Source organism: Streptomyces sp. NPDC050433 (genome assembly GCF_044458565.1).
Taxonomy (GTDB): Bacteria; Actinomycetota; Actinomycetes; order Streptomycetales; family Streptomycetaceae; genus Streptomyces.
Genome location: NZ_JBITIB010000013.1, coordinates 121565 through 139145, shown reverse-complemented (window position 1 = coordinate 139145; position 17581 = coordinate 121565). Strand labels below are relative to the sequence as shown.

Sequence of the window (17581 nt, the reverse complement as noted above, 5' to 3'; positions counted from 1 at the left end):
GCTGGGGTATGCGTCTCCTTCTCGTGCCTCAAGGGGGAAAAGTCCATACGACACCGACGGTGCAGAGCTGAATTCATTGCTTTACTCGGCGCCCTTCTCCGGTGCAGACCATGCAACCGGTTGCCGGGAGGGGGAAGAAGGCGCTGCCGGAACGTGTACTGACAGCCCACCCCGCGTGAACGTCGCTGCCCTCACGGCCGGTGAACTTCTTGGTGACGCCTCGGATCTCAATCACGTGTGCTCCTTGCGGAATTCCTGGGGGCTGCCCACGGTGTGGCTTTGCGTTCGGCCCAACGGGCGGCGGCGATCAGCGCGAGTGCTTCGGCGAGAATGATGACGATGGTCGCGTACAACTTGGGAGCCTCGAAGAGGCTGCGGTACTCGAGAATGAGACCGCCGAAACCGACCGACACCATGAGCAGTTCGACGATGACCATTCCGGTGACGGCACGGCCGAGTGCGAGCCGGACGCCGGTCATGATGGCGGGCAGGGCGCCGGGAATGAGAACGCGCCGCCAGATCTGGGCTTCCGACGCTCCGTAGGTACGGCTCATTTCGATGAGCGAGGCGTCGATCTGCCGTATTCCGGCACGGGCGTTGACGATTACCATGACGATCGAGAAGAGAGTCACCAGGATCACCCGGGACAGCAGACCGAATCCCACCGACATCACCAGCAGCGGAATGACGGCGGCCATCGGCGTCACCAGCAAAATGCTGAGGTAGATGTCGGTGTAGCGCTCGACGGTACGGAAGCGTCCCAGCAGCAGTCCGGCCGGCACGCCCAGGACGACGGAAGCGACGAAGCCGAGCACCAGTGCCTGGTTGCTCAGCCAGAGGGCCTTCCACAGCTCGGCCTCGCCGAGCAGTTGTACGGTCGCCACCGCCGTGTCGGAGAAGGGCGGGAGCAGGATGCCGCCCCAGTACCGGCCGTAGATCTCCCAGGCGGTCGCGAACACGGCGAAGGTGAGCAGTTGGTAGGGGAAGGTGCCGTGCGCCGCCTTCCGTAGCAACCGGGGTGTGGTGCGACGGCTGGTGGCGGAGATACCGGGAGCGGTCATGAGCCTTCTCCCCGTTCCTGTTCGGTTGTGGCGCGGTTGACGAAGCTGAGATCGGCCACGTCCTCGGTCCGCATGTGTTTGATGATTCCCGCGTCGGTGAAGAAGTCGACCGTCCGTTGGAGGCTCGTCGACGTCAGCCCCCCGGCGTCGAACAGCCCGGCCTCCACGTACCGTTGACTGGTGGCCTTCGCCGTGGCGTCGTCATAGGCGTCCGGCAGGTATTTCTTGGTCAGGGACGCGAGACGGCCGGGGTCCGCGTTGATCTTCTTGTGCTCGGCGACGAGCGCGCCGATGAACGTCTGACTGGCCTCGCTGTGCTGGTCGAGGTAGTCCTCGTTGGCGTACACGGTCTGCGGATGCAGCCCGGGAAAGACGTCCTTGAAGTCCGCCAGTTTGTGCAGTCCGTTGCCCCCGCCGGTCCGCTCCAGGGTTATGGCGTCGGTCAGCTCGAGGGCGGTGGCGTCGATCTGGCCGGACAGCAGCGCCTGCGCGCGGGCGTCGGAGCCGCCGATGGTCAGGAACTCCGGTTCGGAACCGTCCCGGCAGTCCTTGCTCACCCACTGCCGGACCATCGCCGTCGCCACGGCACCCTCACTGAAGATCCCGAAGGGACGGCCCTTCAACTGGTCGCAGGTGTCGCGGTTCCCGGCGCCGTACACCGCCCACTGGTTGCCGACGACATCGGCGACGATACGAATCGGCGCACCTTTGGAAATCGCGATCAGCGCCGGGCTCGTCGACTCCGCCGAGAACTGGTAGTCCCCGCGGACAAGTCCTTCGATGGCGAGTTCCGGTTCGGCGGCCTCCTCGACCTTGACGTCGAATCCCTCCGCACGGACGGCATCGACGGCAGCGAGAAGCGGAACCGTGGTGATGTCGGGCTCGATCAGCGCGATCGTGAAGGAAGTGTCGCCGCCTCCACCACCGCACCCGGTCAGCATGAGGGACGCCATGAGGATGGCGGAGCCGTACGCCCCAGGCCTTTTCCAGCGTTTCGGGAAGTGCCCGGAACCGGGCACTTTGGACTTCATCTTCACCGAGCGACTCGACAATGGGTCGCTCCTCTCTGCGAAAAGCCGCCGAGGCCTTGTCACCTTGCCAGGACAGCGTGCCATACTGGTTATGCATTCGATTGCGCTTACGTGTGCATAATCATGAACAGGCCGGAACGAGCCCGTCAACCCGGCTGCACCAGGAAAGTTCCCCGCCGCCGACCAGAGAGAGAGCACCGGTGACCGCATCAGGCGGTACGACACCCGGCCCCGCGCAAGGCGCCCGGCGCCGCCCGACCATGGCCGATGTGGCTCGCGAGGCGGGCGTGAACCCGTCGACGGTCTCCCGCGCCCTGGACGAGCGCCACGCGTTCTCCCGAAGCGCCACGGCCAACCGGATCAAGGAGGTCGCGCAGCGCATCGGGTACACGCCCAACGCGGCGGCGGCCAGCCTGCGCCGGCAGAGCACCCGCACGATCGGCGTCGTCGTCCCGAGACTCTCGGACACGGTGATGGCGATGCTGTACGAGGAGATCGCCGACGCCTGTCGCGACCACGGGCTGCACGCCCTGGTCGCGACCACCCACGACGAGCCGACGGCCGAAGCCGTCCAGGGCAAGCTACTGCTGGACCGCATGGTCGACGGCCTGGTGCTCACCACCGCCCGGCTCGACACCGAGAGCGAGCTCGTACGGGAGCTGGCCGCGCGGGACATCCCGTACGCCCTCGCCCTCCGCACCGACGGACGTGGTCCGGCCGCCGTGGGCGACGACAAGCTCGGCGGATATCTGGCGGCCCGCCATCTGCTCGACCTGGGGCACCGCCGGATCGCCGTGATCGCGGGTCCCTCGTACGCCTCCAACGCCCGGGGCAGGCTGGATGGTTACCGCACCGCCCTGCGGGAGGCGGCGACGCCGGTGGACGAACGGTTCGTCCGGGCCTCGGAGTTCTCCATGGAGAGCGGCGAGCAGGTGGCGACGGAGCTGCTGTCCGGCCTGTCCGCCGGTGAGCGCCCGACGGCCGTCATGACCGTCAACGACAACACCGCGGTCGGTGTACTGGCGGCGGCCAGACGCCTCGGAATCGGCATCCCCGGAGAGCTGTCGCTGGTCGGATACAACGACACCCCTCTGGCCGCGCGTCTCCCGGTTCCCCTGACCAGCGTCCGTGTGCCGCTGCGCGAGATCGGACGCGGCGCGGTCGACATCCTGCTGCGAGCCATCGAGAACAAGCCGACGACCTCCTCCGTCCACGCACCCACACTCATCCCACGCGAGTCGTCGACTCCCGCCCCCTGAACGCCCGGCCGCCATCAACCACTTGGAGAGGAACAGCGTGTCCGAGACGCCCGAGACGCTTGAGAAAATCGACGCCTTCTGCCATGTGCTTCCCCGCGACTACGCCGAGCGCCTGGTCGCGCTCGACGGCGTCCCCGCCGTCGCCAACCTGCGCAAGCGGATCATGAACATCCCCGCGCTGGTCGACCTCGACGTGCGCTTCCGGCAGATGGACGAGTTCGCCGACTACCGCCAGATCATCAACCTCGCAGCCCCGCCAGTGGAGGACTTCGGCAGCCCGGCCATCTCCGCCGAGTACGCCCGCATCGGAAACGACGGCCTGGCCGCGCTCACCGCCAAGCACCCCGACCGCTTCGTGGGCTTCTGCGCCGCCGTCGCGCTCAACGACGTGGACACCGCTGTCGCGGAACTCGACCGTGCCGTGGGCGAGTTGGGTGCGGTGGGTGTCCAGATATACACCCACGTCAACGGCCACCCCCTGGACGAGCAGCGTTTCGAACCGTTCTGGCAACGCGCCGCCGAGCTCGGACTACTCGTCCAGGTCCACCCCTGCCGCAACTCTTCCTGGGCCGACTACCCGACCGAGGAACGCTCCAAGTACGAGATCTGGTGGACCTTCGGCTGGGAGTACGACCTGTCCGCCTTCATGGCCCGCATCGTCTTCGGCGGCGTACTCGAACGCCATCCGAACCTAAAGCTCCTCATCCACCACGGCGGCTCCATGATCCCGCACTTCTCCGGCCGGGTCGGCCCGGGCTGGGACCAGCTCGGCTCCCGCACCCCGGATCACCTGCGCGAGGACGTCACCGGCTACCCGCTCACCAAGCGCCCGCTGGACTACTTCAAGATGTTCTACGCCGACACCGCACTGTTCGGTGCCCCCCACGCCCTGCGCTGCGCCCTGGAGTTCTTCGGCCCCGACCGCGTGCTGTTCGGCTCCGACTCGCCTTACGACCCCGAGAAGGGCCCCGGCTACATCCGCTCCGGTATCGCCGATCTGGCGGAGATGGACCTCACCGCCGTCGAGCGCGCCGCCATCTTTTCCGGCAACGTACGCAGACTGACCGGCTCCCGGCTGACGGCCAAGACTGCCGCGCGGTGAGACGCGTGTGGCTCTTTCCCGTACAGGGCGCAGAGCAGCACGGCCCAGGCGGTGGCGTCGACGAGGGGGAACGCACGCGGCGGCCGTGGCCCGGCCGCCGCTTCTCTCGATCAGGGCATCGCCGACCGGCGGGCTTCGAGGAGGACAGGGAGTAGCACCGGGGTACTAAGGGACCACGCCGGATTCGGTTCCGCGGTACAGGATGGTCGCCCGGTACCGCTCCTAGGTTTGAGATCGCGGGTCAGTCAGGCCCAGCTCACCCAATGATCTCTTCTCCTGGTGGGAGTTATCTGTGGCCACCTTTCTCTATCGACTCGGTCGACTGACCTTCCGACGACGGCGCCTCGTCGTGATGCTGTGGATCGCCGTCCTGGCCGCCATCGGCATCGGCGCCATGAGTGCGCCCGGCACCTCCTCGGGGAGCTTGAGCGTTCCGGGTACGCAGTCGCAGCAGGCCATCGACCTGCTGCGGAAGGAGTTCCCGCAGGCATCCGCCGACGGCGCCACCGCGCGCGTGGTCTTCGAGGCGCCCGGCGGGCAGACACTCACCTCCGGCGTCAACAAGGCCGAGGTCGAGTCCCTGGTGGCCAAGCTGGAGCAGTCGCCGCAGGTCTCGGGCGTCTCCGACCCCTTCACCAGCGGCATGGCCAGCGAGTCCGGCACCATCGCCTACGCCCAGGTGTCCTACAAGGTTGCCGAGGCCGACGTCAGCGGCGCGGCCCACGCCGTCCAGGCCGACGTCGTCGCGCAGGGCGAGAAGGCCGGTCTGAAGGTGAGCCTGGGCGGCAACGCCGTCGAGGGCAAGTCTGCGAGCAAGGTGGCAGAGCTGATCGGCGTCGGGGTCGCCGCCGTTGTTCTGGTGATCACCTTCGGCTCGATGATCGCGGCCGGACTGCCCCTGCTCACCGCGATCCTCGGGGTGGCCGCGGCAGTCCTGTCGGTCACGCTCGCCACGCACTTCTTCGACCTGGCCTCGTCCTCCACGACTCTGGCACTGATGCTGGGCCTGGCCGTCGCCATCGACTACGCCCTGTTCATCGTCTCTCGCTACCGCAACGAGATCCGTGACGGCCACGAACCCGAGGAAGCGTGCGGACGGGCCCTGGGCACCGCCGGCTCGGCGGTCGTCTTCGCGGGCCTGACCGTGATCGTCGCGCTGAGCGGCCTGAGCGTCATCGGCATCGCCATGCTCACCTCGATGGGTCTGGCCTCCGCTTTCGCCGTCGCCGTCGCTGTGGTCATCGCACTGACCCTGCTGCCCGCCATGCTCGGCTTCGCCGGGATGCGGATCATGAAGGGGAAGCTGCTCACCCGCCGTAAGAAGGCGCTGGAGCGCGGTGAGGGCGAGTCGCTGGGCGTGCGCTGGGCGAAGTTCGTCACCCGCAACCCGGTCAAGGTGCTCGCGGTCTCGGTGGCCGGGCTGGCCCTGCTGGCCATCCCTGCGATGTCCCTGCAGATGGCCCTGAACGACGACTCCGGCAAGCCCCCTGGCAGCACCCAACGTATCTCCTACGACACGCTCAGTAAGGGTTTCGGGCCGGGCTTCAACGGCCCGCTCACCGTGGTCGTCGACGCCCGGGACAGTGACAGTCCCAATGCCGCCGCCCAGGACGCGTACGCCATGCTGGGCAAGCTGGATGACGCCGCCGCTGTTCGTCCCCCTTCCTTCAACCAGGCCGGCGACGTGGCTCTGCTCGGTGTCGTCCCCAAGAGCGCCCCCACCAGTGAAGCCACCAAGGACCTCGTCAACGAGATCCGCGACAAGAGCGCCGCCCTGCACCAGGACACCGGCGCCGACCTGATGGTCACCGGCCTGACCGCCGTCAACATCGACGTCAGCACCAAGCTCTCCGACGCGCTCGTGCCCTACCTGGCCATTGTCGTGGGCCTGGCCCTGGTCCTGCTCCTGTTGGTCTTCCGGTCGATCGTGATTCCTCTCAAGGCCGCCCTCGGCTTCCTGCTCAGCGTGTTCTCCACCCTCGGAGTCGTGGTCGCGGTCTTCCAGTGGGGCTGGCTGAAGGACCTCTTCGGTGTCGACCAGACCGGCCCCATCGTCAGCCTGCTGCCCATCGTGCTGATCGGCGTGGTGTTCGGACTGGCCATGGACTACGAGGTCTTCCTCGTCTCCCGCATGCGTGAGGAGTACGTGCACGGTGCCGGACCCACGAAGGCCATCGTGCAGGGTTTCCGGCACAGCGGCCGGGTGGTGACCGCAGCCGCGGTCATCATGGTCTCCGTCTTCTCCGGATTCCTCCTCGACGTCGAGGTGCTGATCAAGTCCATCGGCCTGGGGCTCGCCGTCGCCGTGTTCTTGGACGCCTTCGTCGTCCGGATGACCATCGTCCCGGCGGTGATGGCCCTGCTCGGCCACCGCTCCTGGACCCTGCCGCGGTGGCTGGACCGGGTCCTGCCGAACGTGGACGTCGAGGGCGAGAAACTGCGCCACGCGCTCGAAGCCGAGCAGACGGACTCCGCGCCCGTACCCGTGCTCGCCGGTGTCGCCGCCGGGGTCCACACGGGCTCGGACGACCACAGGGACGTACCCGCGCCTGCCCAGCAGGCGCGGGGGAAGGCACGAGGACTGTCCAGGCTCAAGCAGCGCCCGGCACGAGGTGGCGACGCCACCGTCCCCGCCGACACTTCGGAGCCGACGGCGCCGGCACGCAGGAAGCTGCTGAAGAACCCGATCCGCAGGCGTTGACGAGAGCGAGCACTGGCCTCCGCTCAGCTGCTGACATGGCGGCCGACTCTCACCGGCCGTCTCTCCTGCCCCGCCCGCCGGTCCGATCCCCCCGGGCCGGCGGGCGGTCTCGACACCGCGAAGGGCCCACCCGTGACCGCACCGAGCACGCCCGCTCCCGGCCCACGCCCGGTCGAGCACCAGTTCCTTCAGGCCCTGACGAACGATCCCGAGCAGCGTGTGATCGTCTCGGTCATCTCCCGGTTCGCCTCGTGGCGGCGGGCCGACCGGGCTCGTCCCTGGGTCCGGCGGTGGGGTGTCCCGGTCTTGTGCTTCGCGGGCGGCAGCGACGCCTACCTCAACCCTTACAACGTCAGCGACCCCCAGCTGCCGATCATCCTCGCCTTCTGCGTCCCGCTGCTGTGGCGGGAACGACACTCCATGCTGGTCTTCGCCCTCACCACGGCCGTTTCCATCGTGTCTCTCCCCCTGGGTGTGCTGACCAGCGCCGAATTCGCCCGGATGGTCGCCCTGTTCAACGTCGGCCGCCACTGCCCCCCACGCCTGCTGGCCGCCGCCACCGGCATCACCCTCGTCCAACTCGTCGCATGGGCCTACTTCTTCTGGCGCGGACACCAGTTGGAGTACGTCACGCGTCCGGAGCCCGTGACGTTGCTGGCGATGATCACCGTGGTGGCGTTCGCGGCACTCGGCCTGCTCCTGCGGCTGGCCAACGCGTACATCGACGCCCTGAAGAAGCAACGCGACCAGCAGGCCCGTCTCGCCACGGCGCAGGAACGCGCCCGTGTCTCCCGCGAGATGCATGACATCCTGGGCCACACCCTCGCCGTCATCGTCAGCCTCGCAGACGGTGCCGCCGGGCTCGCCGAGACCAAGCCCGAACGCGGCGCCCGGACCCTCCGCACCATCAGCGCCAGCGGCCGAGACGCCCTGGCCGAACTGCGCCGCCTGCTCGCCGTCATCGACGACGACCGTGACGGCCGGGACCGCTGTCACGACGTCCCCCTCGCCCCACAGCCCGGCCTCGCCGACCTCGACGCGCTGCTCGACCGGGTCCGCGCCGCCGGCCCCACCGTCGCTCTGCACGTGCACGGCAACCTCACCGACCTGGCCGTGGGACTACAGCTGTCCGTCTACCGCATCGTCCAGGAGGCCCTGACCAACACCGTCAAGTACGCCGCCTCCGACACCTCGGTCCATGTCTCCATCGCCGCCGATCCCGACACCGTCCGTCTCACGGTCGAGGACACCGGACCGCCCAGTACTCCAGGTGCGGGCCGTGGCCGGGCGGGCAGCGGACGGGGCCTGGTCGGTATGCGTGAGCGCGCCGCCCTCTACCGGGGTGAGGTCACCGCCGGGCCCAACCCTCACGGCGGCTGGACCGTCCACGCCATCCTCATCCCCAACCCGCCGACCAACTCCCCGGAGTAGCACTCCGCGTGACCACCGGCCCCGTGGTCGACAACCCTGCACCACGGGTCTTCCAGCCGTCGGCGACCGGCCCGGCCGATCCCCCGCTCCGCGCTCGTCCCCGGCACGGCTTCCCACAGAAAGAACACCGGCCGCATGCCCACCGTTCTCATCGTCGGCGATCAGGAGCCGCAACGCCTCGGACACCACCACCTGCTGCGCCAGGCGGGACTTTCGCAACGCGCCCTACAGTTAGTACCGCAGTACTAACCGATGCCGCCGCATTCCCGCCCGCAGTGCCGTAGCGCCGGCCGATACCGCTTCTAGGTTGAAGCCCCGGGCCTGATCAGGCCCGTCCACACAAAGACCTCTTTCCTGGCGGGAGCAATTCCGTGGCCACCGTCCTCCACCGACTCAAGCCGGTCGGTATTCCACCCACTCAGGATGGCCGGACCGGTCACGATGCCGCTTCCGCTGTTCTTCCGCTCGCTCCCGGACCCGCCCAAGCCGCGTTCGTCCTGAGACTCAACGTGGCGTCGGACTGCGTCTCGCCTCCCATATTCGAAGCCGAGAAGCCGCGCCGCCCACTTGTGGCCCAGCAGAACGCCCACTCCATGGCCGCCTTCTCCCCGGGGCCGGTGCCCGGCTCCGACGACGCGTGCGCCGACCAGGCCAGGACGACCGCCGACCCGGAGCCGTTGTCAGCCGTACGATCACGGAAGAGCGGTCGGCCCCGGTCGTCGCTCTCCCCAGTCGCCGCCCGTCCGTCCCATCCCCCGAGACAGGCGCGCGGCTCGCCTGCACCGCGAAGGGCACAGACCTTGACCCCTCCGCCGCCGAAGGATTCCCGGCCCGGTCGACGCGTCCCCGGCCGGCCAGAACTGCCTGAGGCACTGACGAACGACGCTGAGCAACGGGTGGTCGTTTCGATCATCGCGCGGCTGTCCGCCTGGCGGTGGGCGGACCGGGCCCACCCTCGGGTCCGGCGGTGGGGTGTACCGCTGTTCTGCGCCGCCCTGGGCCTGCCGTCGATACTCAACCCCGCCGGCGAATCCGGTCTCGCCGAAGAGCTGGTCCTCACCGTCGCTCTGACCGTTCCCCTGCTGTGGCGGGAGCGCCGGCCCATGCTGGTCTTCGTACTCACCACAGCCACCGCCGCGCTGACGGCCTATGCGGGGTCCCTCCACGGCGCCGACGCCAGCGCCGACGTGGCCCGCATCGTGGCGCTGTTCAACGTGGGCCGTTTCGGCACCCCACGCCAACTGCTCATCGCCGTCGCCATCGCTCTGGCACAACTGGTCGCCTGGGCGGCCACGTTCGGGAGCGACGGGCAGCTGGGATACGCCGGACGCCCGGAACCGGTGGTGCTGCTGGGGATCGTGACGGTGACGGCCATCGCGGGCCTCGGCCTGGCCACCCGCTTGGTCAACGTCGTCATCGCCGCCCTGCAGAAGGAGAAGGACCAGCAGGCCCGCCTCGCGGTCGCTCAGGAACGCGCCCGCGTCTCGAAGGAGATGCACGACATCCTCGGCCACACCCTCGCCGTGATCGTCGGCCTCGCCGACGGCGCCGCGGGCCTGACCGAGAAAAAGCCCCAGCGCGGTGCCGAGACCTTGCGGACCATCGCAGACAGCGGCCGCGGGGCGCTTACCGAACTGCGCCGGCTCCTCGCCGTCGTCGGCGATGACAACGACCGGCCGCACGATGCCCCGCTCGCTCCGCAGCCCGGACTTGCCGACCTCGATCCGCTGATCGACCGAGTCCGCGCCGCCGGACCGAGCGTCACCCTCAGCACCGACGGCGACCTCACCGCGCCGGCCCCAGGCCTCCAGCTCGCCGTTTACCGCATCGTCCAGGAAGCGCTCACCAACACCCTCAAATACGCCGCCCCCGACACTTCCCTCAGCGTCCGGGTAACCGTCGGCTCCGGCACCGTCCGCGTCGACGTCGAGGACACCGGCCCCTTCCGCACTCCCCGCTCGCGACGACGGAGCGCTGGAAACGGCCGCGGCTTGGTCGGCATGCGCGAACGCGCGGCCATCTACCAGGGCAGGGTCACCGCCGGACCCAATCGCCAAGGCGGCTGGAGCGTCCACGCCCGTCTCCTGACCACCCCGCCCGCCGTCACGACCACAACGGAGAACCCCCGCGCATGACCACCGTGCTCATCGTCGACGACCAGGCCCTGCAACGCCTCGGCTTCAGCATGCTTCTGGAACAGCACCCGGACCTTACCGTCATCGGTGAAGCCACCCACGGCGCCGAGGCCGTCCGCAAGGCCGCCGAACTCAAGCCCGACGTCGTCCTCATGGACGTCCGCATGCCCGGCATGGACGGTATCGAGGCCACCAGACGCATCATCGAGTCCGGCGGACGCTCCCGCATCCTGGTCCTGACCACCTTCGACCTCGACGAATACGCCTACGACGCCCTGCGCGCCGGAGCGTCCGGGTTCCTGCTGAAAGACGCCCTGCCCGACGAACTCATCGCCGGCATCCGCGCTGTGGCCGCCGGAGACTCCGTCATCGCTCCCGGCCTGACCCGCAAGCTCATCGACGCCTTCACCAGCCACCTGCCCGGCCACACGCTCGAACAGCAGCGGCAGCTCGCCCGCCTCACCAACCGCGAACGCGAAGTACTCACCGCCATAGCGACCGGCTTGACCAACACCCAGATCGCCGAACAGCTCTCACTCGCCGAGTCCACCGTCAAGTCCCACGTGAGCAGCATCCTCACCAAGATCGGGGTCCGGGACCGGGTCCAGGCCGTGATCTTCGCCTACGACACCGGCCTCGTCAGACCCGCCTGAAACGGCCGGAGCGCCGCGTAGCGCTCCCGGACGCCGGTTCCTGGGCCTCAGGAAGCGGGCGTTTGTGCGACGAAGTCCCCGGTGGCGTCAGGATATTCATCGTGCCTTCTGGCCCTGAGGAGACTGGTCGTTCGGATCGTCGGCTCGGGGACGCCGCAGTTGCCAGACGTGGGCGGGAGGCAGATTGGCCCACACGGCCCACCGGCCTGTCCCGTACCTGCTCTGGTAGGTGGCCATGACCTCGTCGACCGCCGCGTGGCGGCGCGCTTCTGTGCGTGAGGCGGTCAGTGACCTGGCCGCCCTGGTGCCCTGGTGGGCGAAATAGGTCAGAGTGCCGCCGGGGTGAAGCAGGTCGATGTATCGCGGCCCGGCGCCTCATCGACCGCTACCACGCGGCCAGCCGGCCGCAGGTCACCGCGGCCCAAGCCCGGCTGGACCGGCTCACGCCCCGCGAACGCGACGTACTCGCCCTGCTCGCCCAAGGCAGCACCAACGCCGACATCGCCACCCGCCTCGCCATGCGCGAGAGCACCGTCAAGGCCCACGTCAGCCGCATCCTGACCTCACTGGAGGTCACCAACCGTGTCCAGGCCGCCCTCCTGGCCCGCGACGCGGGGCTCACAGCCTGACGAGCGGAGACAGGGAACAGGGAAGGCGAGTTTCGACAGCCTCGAAGCAATGCCCCTACTCCGCCCCCGCTGCCTCCGCGGCGGCTGGCTCCGCCGAGGCGGGGACCGCCGTCGGCGCTCTGCGGGGAATGAGGCTCGCGAAGGTGAAGGTGAGGACCCCCGCACCCACACCCAGGGCCAGGACAGCCCGCAGGCCGTTCTCCGTCGGGATGTGCACGCCGTTGAAGTCGGTGGTCATGTGGGCCAGGATCAGGCCGGCGACGGCGCTGGAGACGGTCGTGCCGATGGAGCGCATGAGCGCGTTGAGGCCGTTGGCGGCGGCGGTCTCGGACACCGGCACGGCTTCCATGATCAGCGCGGGCAGCGCGCCGTACGCGAAGCCCACTCCGGCCGCCACGATGCAGGAGGCCACGATGACCTGCCAGATCCCAGACATCATCACCATGGTGATGAGGTAGCCCACTGCCACGATCGCGGACCCGATCATGAGGGTCACCTTCGGCCCCTTGCTCTTGGTGATGCGCGCTCCGTACGGAGAGACCGCCATCATCACCAGGCCCTGCGGAGCCATGACCAGGCCGGTGACGATCAGGGACCTGCCCAGACCGTAGCCGGTGGCCTCAGGCATCTGGAGGAGTTGAGGCAGCGCCATGTTCATCGAGAACAGGACGAGGCCCAGTGCCAGCGCGGCGAGGTTGGTGAGCAGTATCTGCGGTCGTGCGTTGGTGCGCAGGTCCACCAAGGGCTGCGGCGTGCGCAGTTGGAACCAGCCCCACAGCGGCAGCACGATCACGGCCGCGGCGAACAGGGAGAGGACCGTGCCGCTACCCCATCCCCAGTCGTGGCCCTTGGAGACCGCGAGCAGCAGGCAGACCAGGCCCAGTGCCATGCCGGCCGTCCCCGTCAGATCGAAGCGCCCGCCCGTACGCGCCCTCGATTCGGGCACCAGCAGGACGACGAGTCCGGCGGAGACGGCACTGAGGACCGCGGAGACCCAGAACAGTACGTGCCAGTCGAAGTTGTCGACCATGACCGCGGAGACGGGCAGACCCAGGGCGGCGCCGACGCCGAGGGAGCCGACCATCGCCGACATCGCCGCGGGCAGTTTCTCGGCGGGCAGAACCTCACGCATGATGCTCACGCCCAGCGGCACCACGCCCGCCGCCAGGCCCTGCGACGCCCGGCCGACGATCATCGGAGCGAGGGAGTCGCTCAGCGCGCAGATCACCGAGCCCACCAGCATCAGGTAGATGCCGAGCAGGAGCATGCGCCGCTTGCCGTACATGTCGCCGAGCCGACCCGCCACGGGGGTGGCGACGGCGCCGCACAGCAGCGTGGCCGTGATGGCCCAGGCGGTGTCCGAAGCCTTGGCGTCCAGCAGTTGGGGCAGGAGGGGAACGATCGGGATCACCAGGGTCTGCGTCAACGCGCCAATGATGCCGGTGAGGGTGAGGGCCGCCACCATGGCGCCCAGCCGCGGTGGCAGGGAATTCCGCGCCTCGGCGGCCGACGGGTGTGTTCTGGACATGGGTGGGCCTCCGTGTGTCTGGTGCGGGGCCGGGAGCGGCCGCGACGGGCTGGGTGGGGGTTCCTCCTGCGAGCCCTGGCCCGTGTGCACCGGCCTGGAGCGCGGTGGGTTGTGCCGGCAGGCGACATCGCCTGCCCCGTTCAGGTTCGGCGCGACACGGCAGTACGCGTGCCTCCTTCCCCGCGGCCACCTCACCCGGATGTGTTCGTTTCGACGTTCGCGGTCGCTGCGCTCTTCCGGCGTCGGTTGCGGCGCCTGAGGAAGAGGGGGACGCCCACGGCGAGGGCGCCGAGGAGGGCATACGGGACGTAGCCCATGACGTCGACCACTCGGTGCCAGTTCTCGCCGAGCAGGTATCCGGAGCCCAGCAGCATGGCGTTCCACAGCAGGCTGCCGATCGCGGAGAGGGCCACGAACTTCGGCAGCGGCATCCGCTCGACCCCGGCCGGGATCGAGATGAGGGGACGGACGACGGGCAGCATCCGGCCGAACAACACCGCCTTGGCGCCGTGCCGGGCGAACCAGGCCTCGGCGCGGTCGACGGTTTCCCGCTTGATGCCCGGGACCTTCACCAGCAGCACTCGCGCGCGGTCACGGCCGAGCCGCGCGCCGAGCGTGTACTGGACGAGACTGCCCGCGACCACTCCCGCGGCGGCGCAGACGATGGCGACGCCGATGTTGATCGCGCCCTGGCTGGCGGTGTACCCGATCAACGGCAGCAGCACGTCGACGGGGAGGGCCCCGAAAGCCAAGCTGTCCAGGGCGGTGAGCACCCCGACCCCCGGCCCGCCGAGTGCGTCGATCACATCGAAGGCCCAGCCGGCCACGCCCCCTGTCGGTTCGCCGGCGGTCTGGGCGAGGTACAGCGTCATGTGTTTCCTCCGGGAGATGTCGACAGGGATGTGAGCTGAGCCCCGGTCCTCGGCCTTGGACACCGGGAGCAGCAGGCGCATCCGTCCGGTTGTCGGACCGACGGCACCGGTGAGTTCGGAGCGTCCGCCCGTGCCTACCTTCGACTCGGGCACGGGCAGCACGACGAGGACGGCCACGACGGTGCCGAGGGGAGCCGGTGGGGACGGCGATACGGAAAGGGGACCTTGTGGCGGTCACAGGGCTGGGCGCGCCTTGCGGGGTTCCTCAGCCCCGCGCCGCGTACACGCGTGTCGCCTACGGCCGATTCGGAACGGCGTCGTGCCAGGCGGCGCGGACAGCGATGACCTGTCGCCATTCCCGGACGACCCTGGGCGGCATGCCCACCGCGAGGGCTCCGGTGATCCGGTCGCCGGAGCGGTACACGGCAAGGAAACGGCGCTCGGCCAAGTCCCCTTCGACAACGGCGACTTCGTCATGGCCGCGCAAGTAGCCGTACGCCTGGATCTTCATGTCGTACTGGTCGGACCAGAAGTACGGCACCGGCGTGAACGGTTTGAGCGCCCCGGGAGCCGCGAGCAGGTTGCGGGCGGCGGCCATGCCCTGCTCGGCCGCGTTGGTGCGGTGCTCGATCCGCATCGAGGTGCCGAACAGAGGGTTGTACCAGCGGGCTACGTCCCCGGCCGCGTAGACGTCTGGCGCGGCCTGGCAGTACTGGTCGCAGACCACGCCGTCGTCGACCGTGAGACCGCTGCCGGCCAGCCAGTCGGTGTTCGGCAGTGAGCCGATCGCGACCAGGATCTCGTCGCCCTCCACGACCTCGCCGTCCGCCAGCCGCACCCCGTTCTCGGTTGCTTCCGTGACGGTGACCCCGCACCGCAGCTCCACGCCCCGCTCCCGGTGAGCCTGTGCCAGCGCCTGCCCCACCTCCAGGCCCACCGCGTGCGCCAGCGGTACCGGCGCCGGCTCCAGCAGGGTCACTTGAGCGCCCAGTTTCGACGCCACCGCCGCTGCCTCCGCCCCCAGGAATCCGGCACCGACCACCACCAGCCGTTGTCCCGGTCCTATCCGGTCCCGCAGGGTGAGCGCGTCGTCGAGGGTGCGCAGGACGTGGGTGCCACGGTCCCCGGGAAGGCGCCGTGGCCGTACGCCGGTCGCGACGACCAGCCCGTCGTACGGCACTGTCGAGCCGTCCGCCAGCCGCACCAGACGTCCGACGGGGTCGAGGCCGGCCGCTGCGACGCCGAGCCGCAGATCGAGGCCGAGGGCGGCGAGGTCCTCAGGGGTCCGCAGGGCCGTCCTGTCGCCGTCCCACTGACCGGACAGGACCTGTTTGGAGAGTGGCGGCCGGTCGTAGGGCGGGTGGGGTTCGTCGCCGACCAGGGTGAGCGTGCCGTTGTAGCCTTCCCGGCGCAGTGTCTCGGCCGCCGCCAGCCCGGCGGCCGAGACACCGACGACCACGATCCGCTTCACAGCTCGGCCAGGCGGATCGCCGCTGCCGGGCAGACGGCTACGGCCTCCCGCACGCTGTCCAGGAGTTCGGCGGCGGGATGCTCCTCCAGCACCACGGCGACGCCGTCCTCGTCCCGTTGGTCGAACACCTCAGGGGCGACCACTACACACTGTCCGGCCGCGACGCATTTCGGTTCGTCCAAGTCCACGCGCATGGTTCTCGTCCTCGGTTCTTCAGGGGGGTGGGGCTTCAGGGAGTGGTTCTTCAGCGGTGGCGGCCTTGGGGCTACCAGGCGACGGGCAGCTCGTGCACTCCGTAGACGACCATGTCGTGCCGGAAACGCACTTCTTCCAGAGGTACGGCCAGGCGCAGGTCCGGCAGCCTGCGCAGCAGCGCGGGCAGGGCCTCCTGCAGTTCCACGCGGGCGAGGGACTGTCCGAGACACTGGTGGACGCCGTAGCCGAAGGCCACGTGGCCCTGGGCGTCGCGGTCGAGGTCCAGGGCGTCGGCGGTCCCGAAGACGCCGTCCCGGTTGGCGGAGGGCAGACCGGAGACCAGCATCTCGCCCTCCCGCACGAGGTGACCGCCGACGATGATGTCCTCGGTCGCTACGCGCACGAGCATGTCTTGGGCGATCGTCAGATAGCGCAGCAGTTCCTCGACGGCGGTGGCGACGACCTTGGGGTCGTCGGTGTCCCGGATGCGGGCGGCCTGCTCGGGGTTCTCCAGCAGGGCCAGCGTGCCCAGCGCGATCATGTTGGCCGTGGTCTCGTGCCCCGCGTGCAGGATGACCATGCTGTTCATGGCCACGTCGTGATGGGTGAGTTCGCCGGTGGTGACCACCCGCTCGGTGATCAGCCGGCTGATGAGGTCGTCCCCCGGCTCGCGCTCCTTGCGCTTCACCAACTCCAGGAGGTAGCCGAACAGTTCGCCGCTCGCCGCTTTCCTCTCCTCCTGCGGGGTTCCTTTGCGCATCAGCGTGGCGCTGCGGGTCTGGAAGAAGGTGTGGTCGTCGTAGGGCACCCCGAGCAGCAACGAGATCACCAGGGACGGGATCGGCAGGGCGTACGCGCGCACGAGGTCCGCCGGCGAACCTGCGGCGATCAGCTCTTCGAGGAACCGGTCGACCAGCGACCGGACGTGCGGCCGCATCGCCTCGACCCGCTTGACCGTGAACTCGCCGGTGAGGGTGCGCCGGATGCGGGAGTGCTCCGGGTCGTCCATCCGAGGGAACGCCTGCGGCTGGCCGTGTTGCTGGGTTTCCATCAGCTGCGGGTAGCGATGTCCGTCGGCACTGAGCCGCGGATCGCCCAGTAGCTGCTTGACATCGTCGTACCGGGTGACCGCCCAGGCGATGCGGCCATTGCTCAACCGCACCTGGGTCAGCCCGTTGGCGCGCCGCCAACCGGCCTGTACGGGGGGCGGGTCGAAGGGGCAGCGGGAGGAACGCGCGCCAGGGTAGTCGGGAAGGTCGGTGCCGTCGTTCGGCTGGGTCTGGCCGGTCGCCGTACTCATAGTCGCTCCTGTGGGGGTATGGGCGAGCAGTGATCCGCCGGAGCAGGCGTGCACGGCGCCTGCTCATGAGGGGTGTGTGGTTCTCCGCGGCAGGTGGGCCATCGCCATGCCGGGGCTCCCCGGGGACGAAGTAGTCGGTCTCGTCCCGGATCGGGTCCAGGTGGTCGCGTACGTACTCGGCCGTCAGCGCCGGGTTGTGGTAGCCCCGCGTCC

General features: G+C 69.3%; 13 protein-coding genes and 2 pseudogenes. 7 read left to right on the top strand and 8 right to left on the bottom strand.

All coding sequences use genetic code 11. The features are described 5' to 3' along the window. Positions 1-227: 227 nt before the first annotated feature. Positions 228-1061, bottom strand: coding sequence for an ABC transporter permease (locus tag ACIBLA_RS18155; protein WP_399199124.1), 834 nt, complete (start codon positions 1059-1061; stop codon positions 228-230). Next, entirely contained in the window at positions 1058-2113 is a 1056-nt protein-coding gene (locus tag ACIBLA_RS18150; protein ID WP_399199123.1) for an ABC transporter substrate-binding protein, read from the bottom strand. The genes ACIBLA_RS18155 and ACIBLA_RS18150 overlap by 4 nt, the downstream gene beginning before the upstream one ends. A gap of 179 nt (positions 2114-2292) precedes the next feature. Here ACIBLA_RS18150 and ACIBLA_RS18145 point away from each other — a divergent pair, with 179 nt between their 5' ends. The 6 genes from ACIBLA_RS18145 to ACIBLA_RS18120 all read left to right on the top strand — a co-directional run bounded on the left by ACIBLA_RS18145 (position 2293) and on the right by ACIBLA_RS18120 (position 11373). Next, a complete protein-coding gene (locus ACIBLA_RS18145) occupies positions 2293-3351 on the top strand; it encodes a LacI family DNA-binding transcriptional regulator (protein ID WP_363240609.1) in 1059 nt (352 codons plus the stop codon). A 37-nt stretch (positions 3352-3388) separates the two neighbouring features. Continuing rightward, a complete protein-coding gene (locus ACIBLA_RS18140) occupies positions 3389-4453 on the top strand; it encodes an amidohydrolase family protein (RefSeq protein ID WP_399199122.1) in 1065 nt (354 codons plus the stop codon). Positions 4454-4745: 292 nt separating this feature from the next. After that, positions 4746-7154 (top strand): MMPL family transporter, encoded by a 2409-nt coding sequence (locus ACIBLA_RS18135; protein WP_363240607.1) that lies wholly within the window; start codon positions 4746-4748, stop codon positions 7152-7154. Between the two features lie 132 nt (positions 7155-7286). Continuing rightward, a complete protein-coding gene (locus ACIBLA_RS18130; RefSeq protein ID WP_399199121.1) occupies positions 7287-8585 on the top strand; it encodes a sensor histidine kinase in 1299 nt (432 codons plus the stop codon). Between the two features lie 896 nt (positions 8586-9481). After that, positions 9482-10720 carry a histidine kinase gene (locus ACIBLA_RS18125; protein ID WP_363240604.1) on the top strand — a complete coding sequence of 413 codons (1239 nt, stop codon included), beginning with the start codon at positions 9482-9484 and terminating at the stop codon, positions 10718-10720. Beyond that, on the top strand, positions 10717-11373 hold the full coding sequence (locus tag ACIBLA_RS18120; protein WP_363240603.1) for a response regulator transcription factor: 657 nt from the start codon (positions 10717-10719) through the stop codon (positions 11371-11373). Before ACIBLA_RS18125 ends, ACIBLA_RS18120 begins: the two co-directional genes overlap by 4 nt. 96 nt (positions 11374-11469) lie before the next feature. Here ACIBLA_RS18120 and ACIBLA_RS18115 read toward each other — a convergent pair. Further along, a pseudogene (locus ACIBLA_RS18115) lies at positions 11470-11736 on the bottom strand (translation initiation factor IF-2); the annotation flags it as partial. Here ACIBLA_RS18115 and ACIBLA_RS18110 point away from each other — a divergent pair. Beyond that, positions 11736-12002, top strand: a pseudogene (locus ACIBLA_RS18110) (response regulator transcription factor); the annotation flags it as partial. The pseudogenes ACIBLA_RS18115 and ACIBLA_RS18110 sit on opposite strands and share 1 nt — an antisense overlap. A gap of 55 nt (positions 12003-12057) precedes the next feature. On the opposite strand, the gene ACIBLA_RS18105 reads toward ACIBLA_RS18110, so the two are convergent. The 5 genes from ACIBLA_RS18105 to ACIBLA_RS18085 form a co-directional block, all read right to left on the bottom strand. Further along, positions 12058-13530 (bottom strand): MFS transporter, encoded by a 1473-nt coding sequence (locus ACIBLA_RS18105; protein ID WP_399199120.1) that lies wholly within the window; start codon positions 13528-13530, stop codon positions 12058-12060. A 191-nt stretch (positions 13531-13721) separates the two neighbouring features. After that, a complete protein-coding gene (locus tag ACIBLA_RS18100; RefSeq protein ID WP_399199119.1) occupies positions 13722-14579 on the bottom strand; it encodes a DedA family protein in 858 nt (285 codons plus the stop codon). A 118-nt stretch (positions 14580-14697) separates the two neighbouring features. Then, complete coding sequence (locus ACIBLA_RS18095; RefSeq protein ID WP_399199118.1) at positions 14698-15873, bottom strand: NAD(P)/FAD-dependent oxidoreductase; 1176 nt, start codon at positions 15871-15873, stop codon at positions 14698-14700. Beyond that, positions 15870-16067: a ferredoxin gene (locus ACIBLA_RS18090; protein WP_363240597.1), complete on the bottom strand. Its 198-nt coding sequence runs from the start codon at positions 16065-16067 to the stop codon at positions 15870-15872. Before ACIBLA_RS18090 ends, ACIBLA_RS18095 begins: the two co-directional genes overlap by 4 nt. A 71-nt stretch (positions 16068-16138) precedes the next feature. Beyond that, a complete protein-coding gene (locus tag ACIBLA_RS18085) occupies positions 16139-17368 on the bottom strand; it encodes a cytochrome P450 (RefSeq protein ID WP_399199117.1) in 1230 nt (409 codons plus the stop codon). Positions 17369-17581: the final 213 nt, after the last annotated feature.

Bases quoted from the DNA above. Each gene is read 5' to 3' on its own strand.
- ACIBLA_RS18155 (WP_399199124.1), bottom strand. From the start codon at position 1,061: ATGACCGCTCCCGGTATCTCCGCCACCAGCCGTCGCACCACACCCCGG.
- ACIBLA_RS18120 (WP_363240603.1), top strand. From the start codon at position 10,717: ATGACCACCGTGCTCATCGTCGACGACCAGGCCCTGCAACGCCTCGGC.
- ACIBLA_RS18105 (WP_399199120.1), bottom strand. From the start codon at position 13,530: ATGTCCAGAACACACCCGTCGGCCGCCGAGGCGCGGAATTCCCTGCCA.
- ACIBLA_RS18090 (WP_363240597.1), bottom strand. From the start codon at position 16,067: ATGCGCGTGGACTTGGACGAACCGAAATGCGTCGCGGCCGGACAGTGT.
- ACIBLA_RS18085 (WP_399199117.1), bottom strand. From the start codon at position 17,368: ATGAGTACGGCGACCGGCCAGACCCAGCCGAACGACGGCACCGACCTT.